This window comes from Taklimakanibacter deserti (genome assembly GCA_003574785.1).
Genome location: QORU01000027.1, coordinates 48,231 through 64,792, shown reverse-complemented (window position 1 = coordinate 64,792; position 16,562 = coordinate 48,231). Strand labels below are relative to the sequence as shown.

Sequence of the window (16,562 nt, the reverse complement as noted above, 5' to 3'; positions counted from 1 at the left end):
ATGCCGCCAAAGGCGGCACCGGCGAAGCTGGCGCGAAGCGTCCTGGACAGTGCGAGCACGGCGCTACAATCGACAATCACGGAACCTTCTCGTCCTCTCTTCTCGCGGGGTTACCGCCCCGCAAGACCTTGACTTGTTGGTGGGAGGTCCTCTCCCCTCTTCGAGGGGCGAGGGTAAGGGGCCGTTTCGCTGGAGCGGCACGTGATGCTGGCCCAGGAATTCATCCGCCAGAAGCGCGACGGCAAGGAGCTGTCCCATGGCGACATTGGCGATTTCATCGCCGGCCTCACCCAGGGCAGCGTCTCGGAGGGCCAGGCGGCGGCTTTCGCCATGGCGGTGTTCCTGCGCGGCATGTCGCGCGCCGAGGCCGTGGCCTTGACCCGCGCGATGCGCGATTCGGGCACCGTGCTTTCCTGGAAGGATGTCGATCGCCCGGTCGTCGACAAGCACTCGACCGGCGGTGTCGGCGACAATGTCTCGCTGATGCTGGCGCCGATGCTCGCCGCCGCGGGTGCCGCAGTGCCGATGATCTCTGGACGCGGCCTCGGCCATACCGGCGGCACGCTCGACAAGCTCGATTCCATTCCAGGCTATGTGTCGCAGCCCGATATCGATCGCTTCCGCAAGGTGGTGAAGGAAGAGGGCTGCGCCATCATCGGCCAGACCGACGATCTGGCGCCCGCAGACAAGCGGCTCTATGCCATTCGCGACGTGACCGGCACGGTCGAATCGGTGCCGCTCATCACCGCGTCCATCCTGGCGAAGAAACTCGCGGCGGGTCTCGGCGGGCTGGTGCTCGATGTGAAGGCCGGCACTGGCGCCTTCATGGCGACGCCGGAAGAGGCGCTTGAATTGACCGAAAGCCTGGTCGCGGTCGCCAATGGCTCAGGCCTCAGGACGTCGGCGCTGATCACCGACATGAACGAGCCCCTGGCGAGCGCTGCCGGCAATGCCGTCGAGATCGCCAATGCGCTCGATTATCTGACCGGCGAAAAGCGCGACCAGCGGCTGCACCAGGTCACGCTGGCGCTGGGCGCCGAGCTTCTGGTGCTGGCCGGCCTTGCCGGGACCGTGGCCGAAGGCACGGGCAAGCTCGAGCGGTCGCTGAGCTCAGGGACGGCCGCCGAGCGGTTCCAGGCCATGGCCTCGGCTCTTGGCGGGCCCAAGGACCTCCTGGAGAATTATGAGAGCCTCTTGCCCAAGGCGCCGATCATCCGACCGGTGATGGCGGCGCATGACGGCCATGTCGCTCATATCGACACGCGGGCGCTTGGCATTGCCGTGATCGAGCTCGGCGGCGGACGGCGCGTGGCGGACGACAAGATCGATCCGGCCGTCGGCCTGACCGGCCTGGCCGGCCGATCGGCGCATGTCGGGCGCGACCGCCCGCTTGCCGTCGTCCATGCCCGCGATGAGACGCAATTCGAACGCGCCGCCTTCGCGCTGCGCAAGGCCTATCGTTTGGGCGACGCACCGGCGCCCGCTTCCCCGGTGCTCGACCGCATTGGACCTGAGACAAGATGAGCCGCGCTTTCCTGTTCATTCTCGATTCGGTCGGCATTGGCGGCGCGCCCGACGCCGACCGCTTCGGCGACAAGGGCGCCAACACGCTCGGACATGTGGCGGCGCAGGCGCATCCGTTCTTGCCCAATCTCGCCGCTCTTGGATTGGGACATGCCGCCAAGGCGGCAAGCGGACATTTGCCCAAAGGCTTTGACGGCGATGTCCCCTTGCGCGGCAAATGGGGCTATGGCGTCGAAGTGTCGAATGGCAAGGACACGCCGTCGGGCCATTGGGAGATCGCGGGCGTGCCGGTCACTTTCGACTGGGGCTATTTCCCCAAGACCGTTCCATGCTTCCCGCGGGCACTCACCGATGCGATCGTCGCGCAGGCCGAGTTGCCGGGCCTTCTCGGCAACAAGCACGCTTCGGGCACCGATGTCATCGCCGAATTCGGCGAGGAGCATATGGAGACGGGAAAGCCGATCATCTACACCTCGGCCGATTCGGTGATCCAGATCGCCGCTCATGAGGAAACCTTTGGCCTCGATCGGCTCTATGAGGTCTGCGCGGCGGCGCGCGAGCTCTCCTATGATCTCAATATCGGCCGCGTCATCGCCAGGCCCTTCGTCGGCGCCGATGCGCGCGATTTCACCCGCACCGGCAACCGCAAGGACTATTCGATTCCGCCGCCGTCCCCGACCTTGCTCGACCGGCTCACCCAAGCCGGGCGCGACGTCGTCTCCATCGGCAAGATCGGCGACATCTATGCGCATTCGGGCACCGGGCGTGAGATCAAGGCAGTCGGCAATGACGCGCTCTTCGAAGCGACGTTCAGCCTGATGGCCGATCTCGAGGACGGCGGCCTGCTCCTCACCAATTTCGTCGATTTCGACATGCTCTATGGCCATCGCCGCGATCCCAGGGGCTATGGCGCGGCGCTCGAGGCATTCGACGAGCAATTGCCGCAGGCGCTCGAGCGCCTGAAGCCGGGCGATCTCCTGATCATCACCGCCGATCACGGCTGCGATCCGACCTGGCGCGGCAGCGACCACACCCGCGAGTGTGTGCCGATTCTCAGCTTTTCACCGGGCGCCGCACCTGGAAGCTTCGGCCGGCGCGCCAGCTTCGCCGATATCGGCCAGACGATCGCCACGCATCTGGGGATCGCCCCGCTCGCGCATGGAAAGTCGTGGCTCTGACGTCCAAGCATCGGCTCGTCGGCTGTTAAATCCGTTGAAAATCCGCATATCGGCGCGCGCCCGAGGTGCCGGCGCCCGTTCTTTTGCGCTATGATCGATGCGCCTTGTCGCGAGGAGATCCGATGAAGAAAGAGGAACTTGCAATGTCTGGTTCGGACGGGGGACCTGCGGATAACGGTCCGATCGAAGAGCATCTGCGCGCACTCGCGAGCGACAAGGACTTGCCGGATTTCGCGATCGACATGTGCGTTGCCCGGATTGAGGAATCTGGTCCCGTGTTGCGCACGATTCTCGCCAAGGCGGCCGAGGGCGAAGCCTTGACCGAAGGCGAGGAGATGCTGGTCTTTCGCGGCGTCTATATACTGGGCGAGGCACGCGACACTGAGGCTTGGCCGATCTTGCTCCGCCTGCTGCGCCGGCCCGCCGACGAGCTCGATCACTTGCTGGGTGCTGCTATCACCCAGTCGCTCGCGCAGATCGCCACAGGCATGTACGATGGCGACGCCGACAGTCTTTTCGCAGTGATCGCCGAGCGTTCTGTCGAGTCCTTTGTGCGTTCGGCACTGTTCGGCGCCGCGACCTTTCTGACATGGGAAGGCCGCATAGGTCGTGACCGCATGCGGAGCTTTCTGCAGCGGTTCTACGACGAGAGGCTGGCGGAAGACAATGAATATGCCTGGGTCGGATGGCTCGAAGCCATCGCCTTGCTTGGCCTGCGCGACCTGGCGCCGCTTTTTCACCGCGCATGGGAGGAAGGCCGGATAGACACGAGTGTTCTCGGGCGCGAGCATTTCGAGAAAGATCTCGCGGAGGCCGAGAAGGATCCGAGCGACAGCGAGCGTTTTGAAGGCTTCGGTCTTGGCTATCTTGACAATGCCGTTGAGGCTCTGGCCTGGACGAGAACCATCGACAGGCTCGCCGAGTTGCCGAGCCGCCCACACCTTCGGGATACGGACTGGGTTTCAAGTGCGCCGTTCATCAACCCGATGCGCGATGTCGGACGCAATGATCCATGCCCTTGCGGCAGCGGCAAGAAGGCGAAGAAATGCTGCCTGGCCAACCAGCCATGGGGAACATAGTTTTCGAGCATGACTGTGCGGACCACGATAACCTTAACGCTCGACGGCGAGCTCCTTGCCAAGGCCAAAGCTTGAACGGGCCTCGAGGAAGAATCAGTGCTGGTCCATGAAGCCCTCAAGGCGCTGATCGAGCGGGAGAGCGCATGTCGGCTCGCACGCCTGGGAGGCAGTGAGCCCGGCGCGAAAGCCTCACCGCGCCGGCGGACCATGCGAAAGATCCGCTTCGAGAAAAGAACAAGACTCGACGATTAATCAATGAATCCACTAATTTAGATCAATCTTGCGTGTCTGCTGAAGCACCCGATCCCTGTTGCGCGACGCTCGAATTTCCCTGTTCGAGGGGAGCAATAGTTTTCTTCATAGGTGAATGATTTTAAAAGAAAATCTCAAAATTTCCGCCCGTGGAAAGCCCTCATTTCGAGAGAATACCCTGTATCTTCCCTGTAAAATACAGGAGCGGGATTCGCGGACCCTACGGTGTCTCGGCAGATCGCTCGTGTTTTTGAACGCCTTGTGCCAGCTTCAAGAATAGCCGACTACGTCGACGACCATAATCGCGGCGAGGCGGCGGTTGGTGGTCATGCGGGCAATCCTGCTTTGATATAGCCGTCGACAAAATGCTGCAGGTCGCGAGGATCGCGAAACGGTTGAGTCTTTGCCCAGCCACTGGTCGTGAATTTTGGATAGTTTGTCATAAACTGCCGGCTCACGTCATGAGCTTGATTCAGCTGCCCAAGCTGCGCCAGTGCTGCCGCCCGAATGCGTTGTGAACCGGTCCCGCGACAAGACGGATGTTCAAGATGTCTGGCAGCCTCTTCGTATCGCCGAGCCGCATAGAGTGCGAAGCCCCATAGCCAATAATAAGTCGCATGTGGATAAGGGTTCAGGCGTAGTGCTCTTTCAACTGTGCTGACTGCCGCCTCTGGACGTCCATCCAATACCTCCAGGTCAGCGAGATACAACCATGCATCGGCGTGATTGGGGTTGAAGCGTAGGGCAAGTTCAAACTCTACCCTGCCTTCGCGAAGATCGCCTGAATAGGCAATGGCGTAGCCTAGAGCAAAATGACCCAAGGCATTTTCAGGGTCAAGGGAGACCGCGCGTTTCGCGGCTGATAGGATCTTCTCCATCTCACCTTTCCCGCTATCAATGAACTGAAATATAAGGTTCATGGCCAGCCAGGCATGGGCATCGGAGAAGTCAGGATCAAGCTCGATCACTCTTTCGAGTAGCGGATAAGCGAGAGTAGTTTTTTCAATGGTATCTACGGAAAGTGCTCGCCCTCTAACGAAGAGGTCATATGCTTCGATGCTCGGCACGTGCCGTTCCCGCCGGGTACGTGACGCGGGCAACGCCATAGATAGTGAGCTGACAATGTTTGCTACGACTTCGTCCTGAACAGCGAATATGTCTTCGAGATCGCGGTCGAATCTATCGGCCCACAAATGCCCTCCACTCTTGGCCTCAATGAGCTGGGCGGTCACACGGACACGCCTCCCGGCTCGGCGCACGCTCCCTTCAATTATATGATCGGCGCCTAGTTCTCTTGCCACCTGTCGTAGATCAATCGACTTGCCCTTGTATGCAAATGTCGAATGCCTCGCGATAACGAACAACTCCGGGATTTTGGAAAGACTCGTGATCAGATCTTCCGACAGGCCGTCGACGAAATACTCCTGTTCATGGTCGCTACTCATATTTGTGAAGGGGAGGACGGCAATCGAGGTCTTGGTCGAAGGCACAGAATCTAACCGTTGACTCTTTTCATTATTGCCAAGACGGACACGATAGGATCGGACTGGCATCGAAATATTCTTGAGCTGTTGGTCTCCTAGGTCGTCAAATAGCAAATCGAGTCGATTGCCTATGTGATCGCGTACGGCGCTGGAAACAACGACCTCGCCTGGAGACGCGATACCTTCAAGCCTCGCCGCCACATTTACGCCATCGCCAAAGACATCGTCGCCGTCGACGATGACATCGCCAATGTTTATCCCGATCCGGAGATCAATTTGCTGTTCGGGTTGCCCGCCGGTACTCCGACTAACCATCTGCTGCTGGATGGCGACCGCGCACGCCACCGCATTCACGACACTCGGGAACTCTGCCAGAACACCGTCGCCGGTTGCCTTGAACACGCGACCGTTGTGCTCTGCGACCTTTGGGTCGATGACTTCGGCCCGGACAGCCTTCAGTGCAGCGAGGGTCCCGGCCTCATCCTTGCCCATAAGTCGGCTGTAGCCGACCATATCGGCGGCTAGGATCGCCGCCAGACGGCGTTCTACGGCATGTTCGACCACCTGCCCGTGATCCCCTCATAGCCTCTGGCACCTCTCTGTGCCGGGCAAGGCCATACGATAGCATTGCCACGGGCCACCGCAATCCGCGCATAGAAGACACGCTCCGGTGCATGGTTTGGATCGGCCCGCTGATCTGGGCCGACATCTGGTCAGATGCGGGCTTCATGCCATGTCGGCTGTACGGCAGCTTTCCCCTCAAACCCGGGCATCACAATTTGTAGCTGGGATGTAGCCTTGGGGCCAGAAGCCGACGTCTTAGGCTTGATGCTTAGCGAGGCAAGGGAGTAGGTGCGAGCGGAACGGCTCCATGCCGAAATGGATTGCCTCGAAGACCTTCACGGGTCCAGTCTTGAGCTTTGGAGCATGCAATCGGCTGGAACGACCGGCTTGGGAAGGAGACCCTGATGCGGAAGCTTTATCTTGCCCCGGTGAGGTCGGGGCGTCTGCTGCTGATGTCCGCGACGCTGATCATCGGCGTCTTGGCCGGGTGGCAGCTCCGCGGCATTGCTCTCACTGCTGATGCAGCGGAGGATCTGGATTCGCTGGCCCGCGCGCAAGTGGAACACTTCTATGCCGCGACCGCCGGCAAGGCGCCGTTGGCTGAGATCCTGGGCGAGGGATTCCAGCTCATCCGCACCGACGGCATGCGCTATGACAGGTCGGGCTATGTCGTGAACCCGGCATCGCTGCAGACCTATGAGTTCGACGGCTTCAAGGCGACCCGTACGGGCGATGCCCTCATGGTGACGTTCTTCGCGAGCGTTCGGGGCAAAATCGAAGGCATCCAGCGCGAAGTCACGCGCTTGCCGCGCCTTGCGGTCTTCACGCGGGCCGCGGGAGGCTGGAAGCTGCAGGCCTTCGCCAATCTCGGATCCGGGAGCGTGGTCGACCCACAGGCCGAGGCGAAGAAGGCGATCGATTCGTGGGTAGGCGCGGTCGCGAGCGGCGAGAAGGAGCGTGTCCGCCGGGTGCTGGCACCGGAGTTCCAGATCGTCCGCGCCGACGGTTCGGCCTACGGGGCCGCCGAATATCTCGAAAGCGACTTGCCGAAGATCGCAGGCCTGCCAGCCACAGAGAATATGGTCGCGACCGGCTACGGCGACCTTCTGGTGACGCGCTACGCGCTGACGTTCGACGCGACGATTGACGGCAAGACGGTGGAGGCACGTGCGCCGCGGCTCACGGTCTTCCGCCGCAGCGAGGGAGCCTGGCTCGTGGTGGCGCACGCCAATTTCGCACAAGTGAAGCAGTAGCGTGATGAGTTCGGCCCCACCCCTCATCCTCAGCTTGCGCTGCCCATGAGGAACTATCCCGGCTTCCGGGCAGACAGCATCCCACCAATGTGGAATTGGCTGGCGCTGGGCAGGGTGTTACGCTCCGTCGACGGGGACCGGTGGGCGCCGGCGGTGGAGAGGTCATGCCCCTCGCGCGCGAGGAAATGCTGTTCGGTGCAGCCACGCGGCTGCATATGATGATTTCGAAAAGCGCGCCGCTGATCGCCGGCCGCGAGTGCATGACATCGCGCATTACCTTCGCGGTGCCGGAATATGCGACATACGACTTCTGGGCCTTTTATCCCAATTTCTGGATTGATGAGACCGATACAACCAACAGCCCGGAACGGGATATCGCCAATGCTGCGACCGTCTATGGCTCCTTTGAATTTGCAGGCATATTCCATCCGACGCTGTTCGAGGGATCCCAAAGCTGCACGCTCGCGGCCAATACGGCCGGCAAGTGGGGGAGTATCCCGACCTTCACTTCGCCGGGTGCACAGCGCGGATGGGCGCGCACGATTCATCAGGCAAACATCGGTGATGTGAGACCGATCGGCTATTCGCGCATGTCGAGCATGAACGAGGCTGCGCAATGGTCCGCGACGCCGAATTTGGGTCTGCTGTCGGGCGGTGCGATCACAAACACGGCAAGCGGGCGCTATTACGGGCCTGCTTGTGCCGTGGCGCGCGGCAACGATGGCAGGCTCGTGCCGCTCGTCCTGATCAACAGTATCGACTTCAGCGAGGATGAGACGGTTTCCTTGGCCGACGCCCGCGCCAATGTCGGTTTCTGGCAGCGCGGCTTTGATGAGAATGTCACCGGGCCGCGCCTGCCCTATATGAATTTCGCCGTCCCGGGCACGCGCTGCAGCGGGCAATGCTCGCTTGTACCAGGCGCATTCCTCAGGCGTGACGAGGTCATCCAGGGCCTGGCCAACACGCCTTTCGATCTTGCCGTATTCGGTGATGAGAATGACGCCAATGTCGACGCCTCCGCGTGGCGTGCCAGAATGGACGAGATGCTGGACTTTCTGAATGATCGCTATGGCATACCATGCGCCTACCGGACGTGCCTGCCGAAGGCAGCGTTCTCGAACAACAGGCCCTTCACGACACTGGCGGATCAGATAGTCGCCAGTGACGCGCGCCTCGCCCTCAACACCGGGCTGTTGTCGAGCCCGGCGCCCGCCGTCATGACGTTCGACATCGGCGCTGTCGTTCATGACGCGGTGGAAACCGACAAGTGGAAGCTGCGAAGCTTTTCAGCCGCCCTGACGAGCGATTTTGCCGGCGGCACGGGTCCGGTCGTGATGCATGCCGCGCCGGTAAAGGGCGAACTTCTGGTGTTTGGCGACGGTACCGCCGGGCACCAGAAATCGACGGTGATCGGCGTGAGCGGTTCTGGACCATATTCGGTCACGCTGACCCTCCCGATTGGAGCTTACGCCACGGGCCACGTCGTCAAGGCGGCCCCGAATGATGGTGATGGCAAGCACCCGACCACTCCGGTCGATATTGAATGTGCGGCGGTCGTTGCGACGAACAAGATAAACCTGTTCCAGTATGACGCCGCCTCGACCGCCCTGTTTGCCCGTTTCTTGGCCCAGCCGACCTACACGCACAAGAAACGGATCGATATCTTCATCAAGGCGCTCAAGGCCGGCGCGAATGCCTGGGGCAGTCTCGATGCCATCTACGGCATTGCGGGTCATGACGCGCAAGGGGCGCAGAGAAATTGGAAGGCCGATGCGTTCAATCTCACCGTTGCAGGGGCGCCGGTCTTCACCGCGTTTCAGGGCTACGAGACTGACGGCATCGACGATGAGCTCGATACCGGATTCAATCCCTCGACCTCAGGCGGCCTGTTCCAGCAAAACTCAGGCGCGCTCGGCATCTTCAATCTGCGCGATGCGCAGTTCACCAACTCGATCGCGGGATTTTTCGACGGCACCAGAGGCACGACGATCAACCCGCGCACGGCCAGCAATGTTGCGACCGCGCGAGTCAACCAGACAGGTGCGACGACAGGTGTCGTCGCCAATGCCGACGGGAGGGGACTTTACATCGCCTCGCGCAAATCGGGCAGCGCCGGCGGCATGACCATGATGAAGGACGGCGCAACTTTGCTGCTGACCAGCAATATCGTGTCGACCGCGCCGGTGAACGCAAGCTTCAGGCTGGGCCGCCCAACAGCCACGTCATTTGCGCAGGCGAAATTTGCGCTTGCTTTGATCGGGACCGCGCTGACGCCGACGCAACAAGCGGAAATCCATGCCGCCGCGCGCGAGTATCTGGAGTCTGTCGCCGCGATCTGATCCGACATCGGTGCCCAAGTAGCTCCAGCGGAAGCCGCTCACGAGATATAGGCTCAGATCCGCCTGCGCTGCGTCGCTCACCCCGATGCCGCCCAGGCTACGCCCAGCCAAGCGCCTTCACCGCGAGACCTGAGTGCCAGATTTTCTGCATGTGCTTGATCTTGTCGCCATCGAACTGCATGACATAGACATAGTCCGTAGCCACTTTCTTGCCTGTCGGCGGAACCGGTCCGCCTTGGCCGGTATGCGTGGCATGGAAGACGGCATAGGCCGAGACATTGCGCCGCTTCTCGTCGGTGGCGAAGGACACGAGCTCGTAGTGGCCGTCGGGCATGAAGCCGAGCAGACCCTTCATCCAATCACAGTACTGCTGCAGGCTCCTTACGTCGGCGAGCGGCTCGGCTTGCGCGGCGAATGTCGCATCTGGCGTGCAATAGGCATTGCAACCCTCCCAGCCCTTACCGGTCTCACAGGCGACGAAGAACTTGTCCGCGATTTCGGTGATCGATGCCATGTCAGGAGACTCCTTTGATGATCAATACCGTTGTTAGCTGGTCTGCCGGAAGAGGCAGCGCTCGACTTCAGGTGTCAACGCATGCTCATTTGTAGACGCCGCAACCGAAGATGTAGCTGCCGGCGCGGATCAGCCAGCTTGACTTTTCCTCCGGTGTTTTCGTTGTTGGATTCATCCAGCGATAATCCACCCACGTGCCTTCGCTTGTTGCCAGCTCCTGGAACATCTGGCCAATTGGCTTGCCGTCTGCATCCTTGATATCGACGGAAACTGTGAACGAAGACATATAGGTCCTTGTATCTGAACTTGTCCCCGTTGTTGATCTCGTCAAACGCGGCCTCACCCTTTTCCTCGAATAGTGCCACGGCCTTGGCAACCATTTCCTTTGCTTCTTCAGCTGTTCCGCGCTCGGCGGCGCTGGCAAGACCGGCACAGGCTGCCGTAAAGAGGGCCGCCCCCAGGCCTATCACCGTCCTGCGCGAAGAATGCATCGCGATCAGCCTCCTATCCCAATCAACGATCGAGCCAACCCCAATGGCAGTGGTTCGCATTACTGGAGGGCTTCCCTAACGGCATATTTGGCACTGGCTGCCCTGATGGTCAATCCATGTCCCTGAGAGGTTTCGCCCTGCTCTCGTGCCTTGTGCCGATCCGGCGGGCGCCGGCGGGGGGTCTGCAAATGACCCTGGAACGGCCGAATTCAATTCTTCAATCTATACCCCGTCTTGAAGATCCAGGTGACGATGGCGAGGCAGGCCGCGAGGAACAGAAGCGTGATCGCGAGGCTGATCTCGATCCGGACGTCTGCGGTGCCGAAGAAGCTCCAGCGGAAGCCGCTCACCAGATAGACCACCGGATTGGCGAGAGAGATGGTGCGCCACAGGGGCGGCAGCATGTCGATCGAATAGAAGCTGCCGCCCAGGAAAGCGAGTGGCGTCACGATGAGAAGCGGGATGAGCTGCAATTGCTCGAAATTCTTGGCCCAGATGCCGATGATGAAGCCGAACAGGCTGAAGGTCACCGCGGTGAGCACCAGGAAGGCCACCATCCACACCGGATGCTCGATATGGAGCGGCACGAACAGGGCCGCGGTCGCCAGCGTGATGAGGCCGAGCATGATCGACTTGGTCGCCGCCGCCCCGACATAACCGGTGACGATCTCGAGCGAGGAGATCGGCGCCGACAGGATCTCGTAGATCGTGCCGATGAATTTCGGGAAATAGATGCCGAAGGAGGCGTTCGAGATGCTTTGCGTGAGCAGCGAGAGCATGATGAGGCCCGGCACGATGAAGGCGCCATAGGTCACCCCGTCGATCTCGGCGATGCGCGAGCCGATGGCGCCGCCAAAGATCACGAAATAGAGCGAGGTCGAGACCACCGGCGAGACCACGCTCTGCAGCAGCGTGCGGAAAGTGCGGGCCATCTCGAACTTGTAGATGGCGCGGATGGCATAGAGATTCATGGCCGCTCCCTCACCAGGTTGACGAATATTTCTTCGAGCGAGCTCTGTTGGGTATTGAGGTCCCGGAACCTTATGCCGGCTTCGCTGAGATCGTGCAGGAGGGCGGTGATGCCGGTGCGGCTGCCTTGCGTGTCGTAGCTATAGGTGAGCTCATGGCCGTCGGCCGAACGCTCGAGCTGGTAATGGGCCAGCCCCTCGGGCACCTTGTCGAGCGGCTTCACGAGCTCGAGCGTGATCTGCTTCTTGCCGAGCTTGCGCATCAGCGCCTTCTTCTCCTCGACCAGGATGATCTCGCCCTTGTTGATGACGCCGACCCGGTCGGCCATCTCTTCGGCTTCCTCGATGTAATGGGTGGTGAGGATGATGGTGACTCCGCTATCGCGCAGGGATCGCACGAGACCCCACATGTCGCGCCTGAGCTCGACATCGACCCCGGCGGAAGGCTCGTCGAGGAACAGGATCGTCGGCTCGTGGCTCAGCGCCTTGGCGATCATCACCCGCCGTTTCATGCCGCCGGACAGCGTCATGATCTTCGAGTCCTTCTTCTCCCACAGCGACAGGTCCCTGATCACTTTTTCGACGTAAGCGGGATTGTGGCCGCGCCCGAACAGGCCGCGGCTGTGGGTGACCGTCGCCCAGACGGTTTCGAAAGCATCCGTCGTCAGTTCCTGCGGCACCAGCCCGATCTTGAAACGCGCCTGGCGATAGTCGCTGATAATGTCGTGGCCGTCGGCGAGGACATGGCCCGTCGAGGCGCGCACGATGCCGCAGATGATGTTGATGAGCGTGGTCTTGCCGGCGCCATTGGGACCGAGCAGCGCAAAGATCTCGCCCTTGTGGATGTCGAGCGAGACGCTCTTCAGCGCCTGGAAGCCGGTCGCATAGGTCTTGGAGACATCGGTGATGGAGACGATGGGCTGCATGGAAAAGCGCAAATCGAAGGGTTTCCGGGTTTTGGGCCCGCCCTTTTAGACGGTTGTGTCCAATTTGGCGAATGTTCCTTTCGCCCGCTCACGCTGGGATCAGCACGGGCACCCTGTGCCAGCCATTGCCGCCATAGCCTTGAGGGTTCCAGAAGCCCGCCAGAGGCGGCTGGCTTTTGCCGCTGCCGTCGGTGGCCCTGGCGCAGAGCTCGTAATAGCCGTGGGTCGGTACTTTGAGCGTTGCCGTCCAGCGCTGCCAGGCATAGCGGTTGACGGCAGGGATGACGTCGGCTTGGGTCCAGGTCTGGCCAAAATCGGCGCTGACATGCACTGCCGCCACGGTGTCCTCGCCGGCCCAGGCATGGCCGCGCAGCGCCAGCTCGCGCGTTCCGGCAGTAAATCGCTGGCCATCGCGCAGGTTGGTTATGATCGAGCGCACCGGCATCGATTCGAGAATGCGCATGCCCTTGGTGTCGAAATCGGGGTCGCCCGGTATCCCGGGAACAACCGGCACCCGGTAGCTGGTGCCGGTCATCCCCGGCCCATCATGCTCCCGGTCGCGGACCCAGATTCGCGTCAGCCACTTGTGGGAGGCGGAGGCCGGCCAGCCGGGCACGATCAGCCGCAGCGGCCCGCCATGGATGCTGGGGATCGGCTTGCCGTTCATCTCATAGGCAAGCAGCGTGTGTTGTTCCATCGCCTTGGCCAGGCGCACGCCGCGCGACAAAACCGGCCCCGTCGCGCCGTCGGTGCGCAGATCCGCGCCATAATGCGCCGTGTATGAGGCCTGCGGCTTCAGTCCTGCCTGGTTCAGCACATCGGCCAACGGCACGCCGCCCCAGCGGGCACAGCCGACGCCGCCAACGGTCCATTGATTGCCGCGCGCCTTGGGATGAAAGCCCGAGCGGCCGTTGCCGCCGCATTCGAGCTGCAGCACATAATCGACCTTCCGGAAGCGCGCCTTGATCTCGCCGAGACGGAGCGCCAGCGGCTTGTGCACTTCGCCGTCCACGGTCAGCATCCAGGCGTCGGGATCGGCGATCGGCCTGGGCGGCTCGCCATTGTTGCGAATGAAAAACGCTTCCGTCGAGGTGACATCCTCGTCGAGCAGATGCGCCGGCGTCTCCGCCACCAGGGGATTTTCGCCGAGGACGACAAGCTCGGCCTTGCCGCTCATCTCGAGCAGGTTCGGTGCTTGAGCCGCCTCGGCAATCAGGCGCGTGGAAGAAATCGGCCCCGCCGCCAGCGCGGCCATGGCCGTGAGGCTGCAGCCGGAAACGAAGCCGCGGCGCGTGAGCTGCATGGCATGCCTCCTTCCGGCTTCCAGCATAAGGTTGTCGTAAGGAGAAGCAAAGAGTGTGGCTATCGCACTCTGTTCGGCTTGACCGCCACCGCCGACAGCGGATCTTCCGGCCATTGATGCTTGGGATAGCGCCCGCGCATCTCGGACCTGACCTGCGGATAGGCATTGACCCAGAAGCTCTTGAGATCCTGGGTCACCGCCAAGGGTCGCCTGGCTGGCGACAGGAGCTCGATGCGCAGGGCCGCCCGGCCATCGGCGATGCGCGGCGTTTCCTTGAGCCCGAACATTTCCTGCAAGCGGGCGCTGAGCACCGGGTCGCCGTCGGTCTCATAGTCGATGGTGATGTCGGCGCCCGAGGGAATGGCGACATGCCGCGGCGCCAGCCTGTCGAGGCGGCGCTTCAGCTCGGGCGGGATGAGATGGGAGATGATCGCCAGCATGTCGAGCCGGTCGAGATGCGCCCGCCGCGTCATGCCGGCGAGATAGGGGGTGAGCCAGCCATCGAGCGTGGCGAGAAGAGCGCCATCGGAAAGATCCGGCCAGCCGTCCTCCGGAAAAATCCGCCGCAGGAAGCGCACGCGCCCTTTGAGATTCTGTGCCGCATCGCTCCAGGGCAGGACGGCGAGGCCCATTTCGGCGACGCCCTTGGTCATGGCCTGAGCGATCGCTTCCGGATCGGGCAGGCTAAGCGCGCGGTCCTCGAGGATGAGCGCGCCGAGCCGGCGCTGCCGGTTGGCGACCACGAGCTCGTTCCGGCTGTCCCATCTGACGATGTCGGTCTCGCCGATATGAGCCGCGAAATGGGTGTCGATATCCGCGCGCGTCAGCGCCGCGGCGAGGAAAATCCGCTGGTGGCCGGAAGCGCCGTCGGTCGTCGCCACGGCGAGGAAGGCCTCGCGCGCCAAGGGATCGTGCTCGGGCAGGATGGCGCCGCCGCCGCCCGAAAGGCGGAACCGGCCGCGCCCGCCGCGCGCCTGGGCGATCCGGTCCGGCCAGGCCAGCGCGATGAGCACGCCGGGCAGGACATCGCCGTCGTCTTCCCTGGCGAGGCCGGCAAGGCCGCGGATTTGTTGCGCCGACGATTTGATCCGCTCACGGAGCGCTTTGCCGGTATTTCCCTTGCGCAGTGCGGCGAGCCGGTCGGCGATGTCGGCGCCGGCGTCGCGCCCGAGAGGGTCGCGCTCGGAGAGCAGTGCCGCGAGATCGGCGGCGAGCGCGCCCGCCTCGAGGTCCTTCGCCCGCACGATCATATGGGCGAGGCGCGGATGGAGCGGCAGCTTCGCCATGAGCTTGCCCATCGCCGTGATGGCGCCCTTGCCGTCGAGCGCGTCGAGCTCGATGAGAAGATCACGTGCCTGGGCGAAGGCGGCCTCGGGCGGCGGATCGAGGAAGCTGAGCGCAGTCCTGTCGGTGACGCCCCAATTGGCGAGCTCGAGGACCAGCGGCGCGAGGTCGGCGATCAGGATCTCGGGCTCGTCATGGGCCTTGAGCGCGCGCATCTCCTGCTCGGGCCACAGCCTGAGGCAGATTCCGGGCCTAAGCCTCCCGGCGCGGCCGCGCCGCTGATCGGCCGAGGCTTGCGAGACCCTGACCGTCGCCAGTTCCGTCATGCCGGTCGCGGGATCGAAACGCGGCGATCGCTTGAGGCCGGAATCGATCACCATGTCGATGCCGTCGATGGTGAGGCTGGTTTCGGCGATGGTGGTGGCAAGCACGATCTTGCGCCGACCTTCACCCGCCGGCCTGATGACGGCATCCTGATCGGCAAGCGCCATCGCGCCATAGAGCGGCATGACGGCGACATCATCGGGTAGTGCGGATGAGCGCAAGGCCTCTTCGGTGCGGCGGATCTCGGCTTCGCCCGGCAGGAAGGCCAGGATGCCGCCCTTGGTTTCGGCGAGGCTGCCGCGGATGGCGCGCGCCATGTCGCGGGCGAGCATCGCGCGCTCCGGCCGGTCGCCATAGCGCGTCTCGACCGGGAAGGTGCGTCCTGGCGCCGATATCACGGGCGCACCGGAGAGGTGCCGGGACAACCGCGCCTCATCGAGCGTCGCCGACATCACGAGGATTTTCAGATCGTCCCGCAGCCCGGCCTGCGCATCGAGCGCCAGAGCGAGGCCCAGATCGCCATCGAGGCTGCGCTCATGGAACTCATCGAAGATGAGGAGACCGACATCGCTCAAGGCCGGATCGGCCTGCAGCCTCCGCGTCAGGATCCCTTCCGTCACCACTTCGATCCGGGTGGCGGCGGAGACTTTGCGGTCGAGCCTGACCGCGTAGCCGACCGTTTGCCCGACCGGCTCGCCGAGGCTTTGCGCCATGCGCGAGGCGGCGGCGCGCGCTGCGAGCCGGCGCGGCTCCAGCATCACGATCTTGGCGCGCCCGAGCCAGGGCTCGCCCAGGAGGGCCAAGGGCACGCGCGTCGTCTTGCCCGCCCCGGGTTCCGCCGCCAGGACGACATTTGCATGCCCGGCCAATGCCTTGGCGAGGCTCGGCAAAATGGGTGTGATGGGCAAATCGGACATCGGGTCCCGGTCAAACAGCTCAACTCCGTTCCGTCAAGCCTTAGATCATGATCACGTCAGACAGTGTCGATCTGAAACGATCAGCCTGATGGAAATCCTTCAATTGGTAACCTTTTCGGGAGCGTGCGCTGCTTTGGCAGTTGTCTGCGACGGCCACTGAGT

Annotated in this window: 12 protein-coding genes; 5 read left to right on the top strand and 7 right to left on the bottom strand. The window is 62.6% G+C overall.

Going from position 1 to position 16,562, the window contains the following annotated elements; genetic code table 11:
• Positions 1 to 204 precede the first annotated feature (204 nt).
• The 3 genes from deoA to DS839_RS34780 all read left to right on the top strand — a co-directional run bounded on the left by deoA (position 205) and on the right by DS839_RS34780 (position 3,781).
• Positions 205 to 1,524 (top strand): thymidine phosphorylase, encoded by a 1,320-nt coding sequence (deoA, locus tag DS839_RS34790; RefSeq protein WP_119275154.1) that lies wholly within the window; start codon positions 205 to 207, stop codon positions 1,522 to 1,524.
• Entirely contained in the window at positions 1,521 to 2,702 is a 1,182-nt protein-coding gene (locus DS839_RS34785; protein ID WP_119275153.1) for a phosphopentomutase, read from the top strand. Before deoA ends, DS839_RS34785 begins: the two co-directional genes overlap by 4 nt.
• A 122-nt stretch (positions 2,703 to 2,824) precedes the next feature.
• Entirely contained in the window at positions 2,825 to 3,781 is a 957-nt protein-coding gene (locus tag DS839_RS34780; protein ID WP_119275157.1) for a DUF1186 domain-containing protein, read from the top strand.
• Between the two features lie 578 nt (positions 3,782 to 4,359).
• On the opposite strand, the gene DS839_RS34770 is transcribed toward DS839_RS34780, so the two are convergent.
• On the bottom strand, positions 4,360 to 6,081 hold the full coding sequence (locus tag DS839_RS34770; protein WP_119275152.1) for an adenylate/guanylate cyclase domain-containing protein: 1,722 nt from the start codon (positions 6,079 to 6,081) through the stop codon (positions 4,360 to 4,362).
• A gap of 404 nt (positions 6,082 to 6,485) precedes the next feature.
• On the opposite strand from DS839_RS34770, the gene DS839_RS34765 reads away from it, so the two are divergent.
• Positions 6,486 to 7,334, top strand: a complete 849-nt coding sequence (locus DS839_RS34765; RefSeq protein WP_119275151.1) for a nuclear transport factor 2 family protein — start codon at positions 6,486 to 6,488, stop codon at positions 7,332 to 7,334.
• Between the two features lie 164 nt (positions 7,335 to 7,498).
• Positions 7,499 to 9,673, top strand: a complete 2,175-nt coding sequence (locus tag DS839_RS34760; protein WP_119275150.1) for a hypothetical protein — start codon at positions 7,499 to 7,501, stop codon at positions 9,671 to 9,673.
• A 97-nt stretch (positions 9,674 to 9,770) separates the two neighbouring features.
• On the opposite strand, the gene DS839_RS34755 is transcribed toward DS839_RS34760, so the two are convergent.
• From DS839_RS34755 to hrpB, 6 genes are all read right to left on the bottom strand, one after another.
• Positions 9,771 to 10,187 carry an ester cyclase gene (locus DS839_RS34755; RefSeq protein WP_119275149.1) on the bottom strand — a complete coding sequence of 139 codons (417 nt, stop codon included), beginning with the start codon at positions 10,185 to 10,187 and terminating at the stop codon, positions 9,771 to 9,773.
• Positions 10,188 to 10,272: 85 nt separating this feature from the next.
• A complete protein-coding gene (locus DS839_RS34750) occupies positions 10,273 to 10,473 on the bottom strand; it encodes a cache domain-containing protein (RefSeq protein WP_119275148.1) in 201 nt (66 codons plus the stop codon).
• Positions 10,474 to 10,887: 414 nt separating this feature from the next.
• Complete coding sequence (locus DS839_RS34745) at positions 10,888 to 11,649, bottom strand: ABC transporter permease (RefSeq protein ID WP_119275147.1); 762 nt, start codon at positions 11,647 to 11,649, stop codon at positions 10,888 to 10,890.
• A complete protein-coding gene (locus tag DS839_RS34740) occupies positions 11,646 to 12,572 on the bottom strand; it encodes an ABC transporter ATP-binding protein (protein ID WP_119275146.1) in 927 nt (308 codons plus the stop codon). The genes DS839_RS34745 and DS839_RS34740 overlap by 4 nt, the downstream gene beginning before the upstream one ends.
• Before the next feature lie 88 nt (positions 12,573 to 12,660).
• On the bottom strand, positions 12,661 to 13,875 hold the full coding sequence (locus DS839_RS34735) for a sulfite oxidase (protein ID WP_368912092.1): 1,215 nt from the start codon (positions 13,873 to 13,875) through the stop codon (positions 12,661 to 12,663).
• A gap of 59 nt (positions 13,876 to 13,934) precedes the next feature.
• Positions 13,935 to 16,400, bottom strand: a complete 2,466-nt coding sequence (hrpB, locus tag DS839_RS34730) for an ATP-dependent helicase HrpB (protein ID WP_119275145.1) — start codon at positions 16,398 to 16,400, stop codon at positions 13,935 to 13,937.
• Positions 16,401 to 16,562 lie beyond the last annotated feature (162 nt).

Excerpts from the sequence above, each read along its gene's own strand:
- DS839_RS34740 (WP_119275146.1), bottom strand. The coding sequence starts at position 12,572 with ATGCAGCCCATCGTCTCCATCACCGATGTCTCCAAGACCTATGCGACC.
- DS839_RS34780 (WP_119275157.1), top strand. The coding sequence starts at position 2,825 with ATGAAGAAAGAGGAACTTGCAATGTCTGGTTCGGACGGGGGACCTGCG.
- DS839_RS34735 (WP_368912092.1), bottom strand. The coding sequence starts at position 13,875 with ATGCAGCTCACGCGCCGCGGCTTCGTTTCCGGCTGCAGCCTCACGGCC.
- hrpB (WP_119275145.1), bottom strand. The coding sequence starts at position 16,400 with ATGTCCGATTTGCCCATCACACCCATTTTGCCGAGCCTCGCCAAGGCA.
- DS839_RS34750 (WP_119275148.1), bottom strand. The coding sequence starts at position 10,473 with ATGTCTTCGTTCACAGTTTCCGTCGATATCAAGGATGCAGACGGCAAG.
- DS839_RS34745 (WP_119275147.1), bottom strand. The coding sequence starts at position 11,649 with ATGAATCTCTATGCCATCCGCGCCATCTACAAGTTCGAGATGGCCCGC.
- DS839_RS34755 (WP_119275149.1), bottom strand. The coding sequence starts at position 10,187 with ATGGCATCGATCACCGAAATCGCGGACAAGTTCTTCGTCGCCTGTGAG.
- DS839_RS34785 (WP_119275153.1), top strand. The coding sequence starts at position 1,521 with ATGAGCCGCGCTTTCCTGTTCATTCTCGATTCGGTCGGCATTGGCGGC.
- DS839_RS34765 (WP_119275151.1), top strand. The coding sequence starts at position 6,486 with ATGCGGAAGCTTTATCTTGCCCCGGTGAGGTCGGGGCGTCTGCTGCTG.
- DS839_RS34760 (WP_119275150.1), top strand. The coding sequence starts at position 7,499 with ATGCCCCTCGCGCGCGAGGAAATGCTGTTCGGTGCAGCCACGCGGCTG.
- deoA (WP_119275154.1), top strand. The coding sequence starts at position 205 with ATGCTGGCCCAGGAATTCATCCGCCAGAAGCGCGACGGCAAGGAGCTG.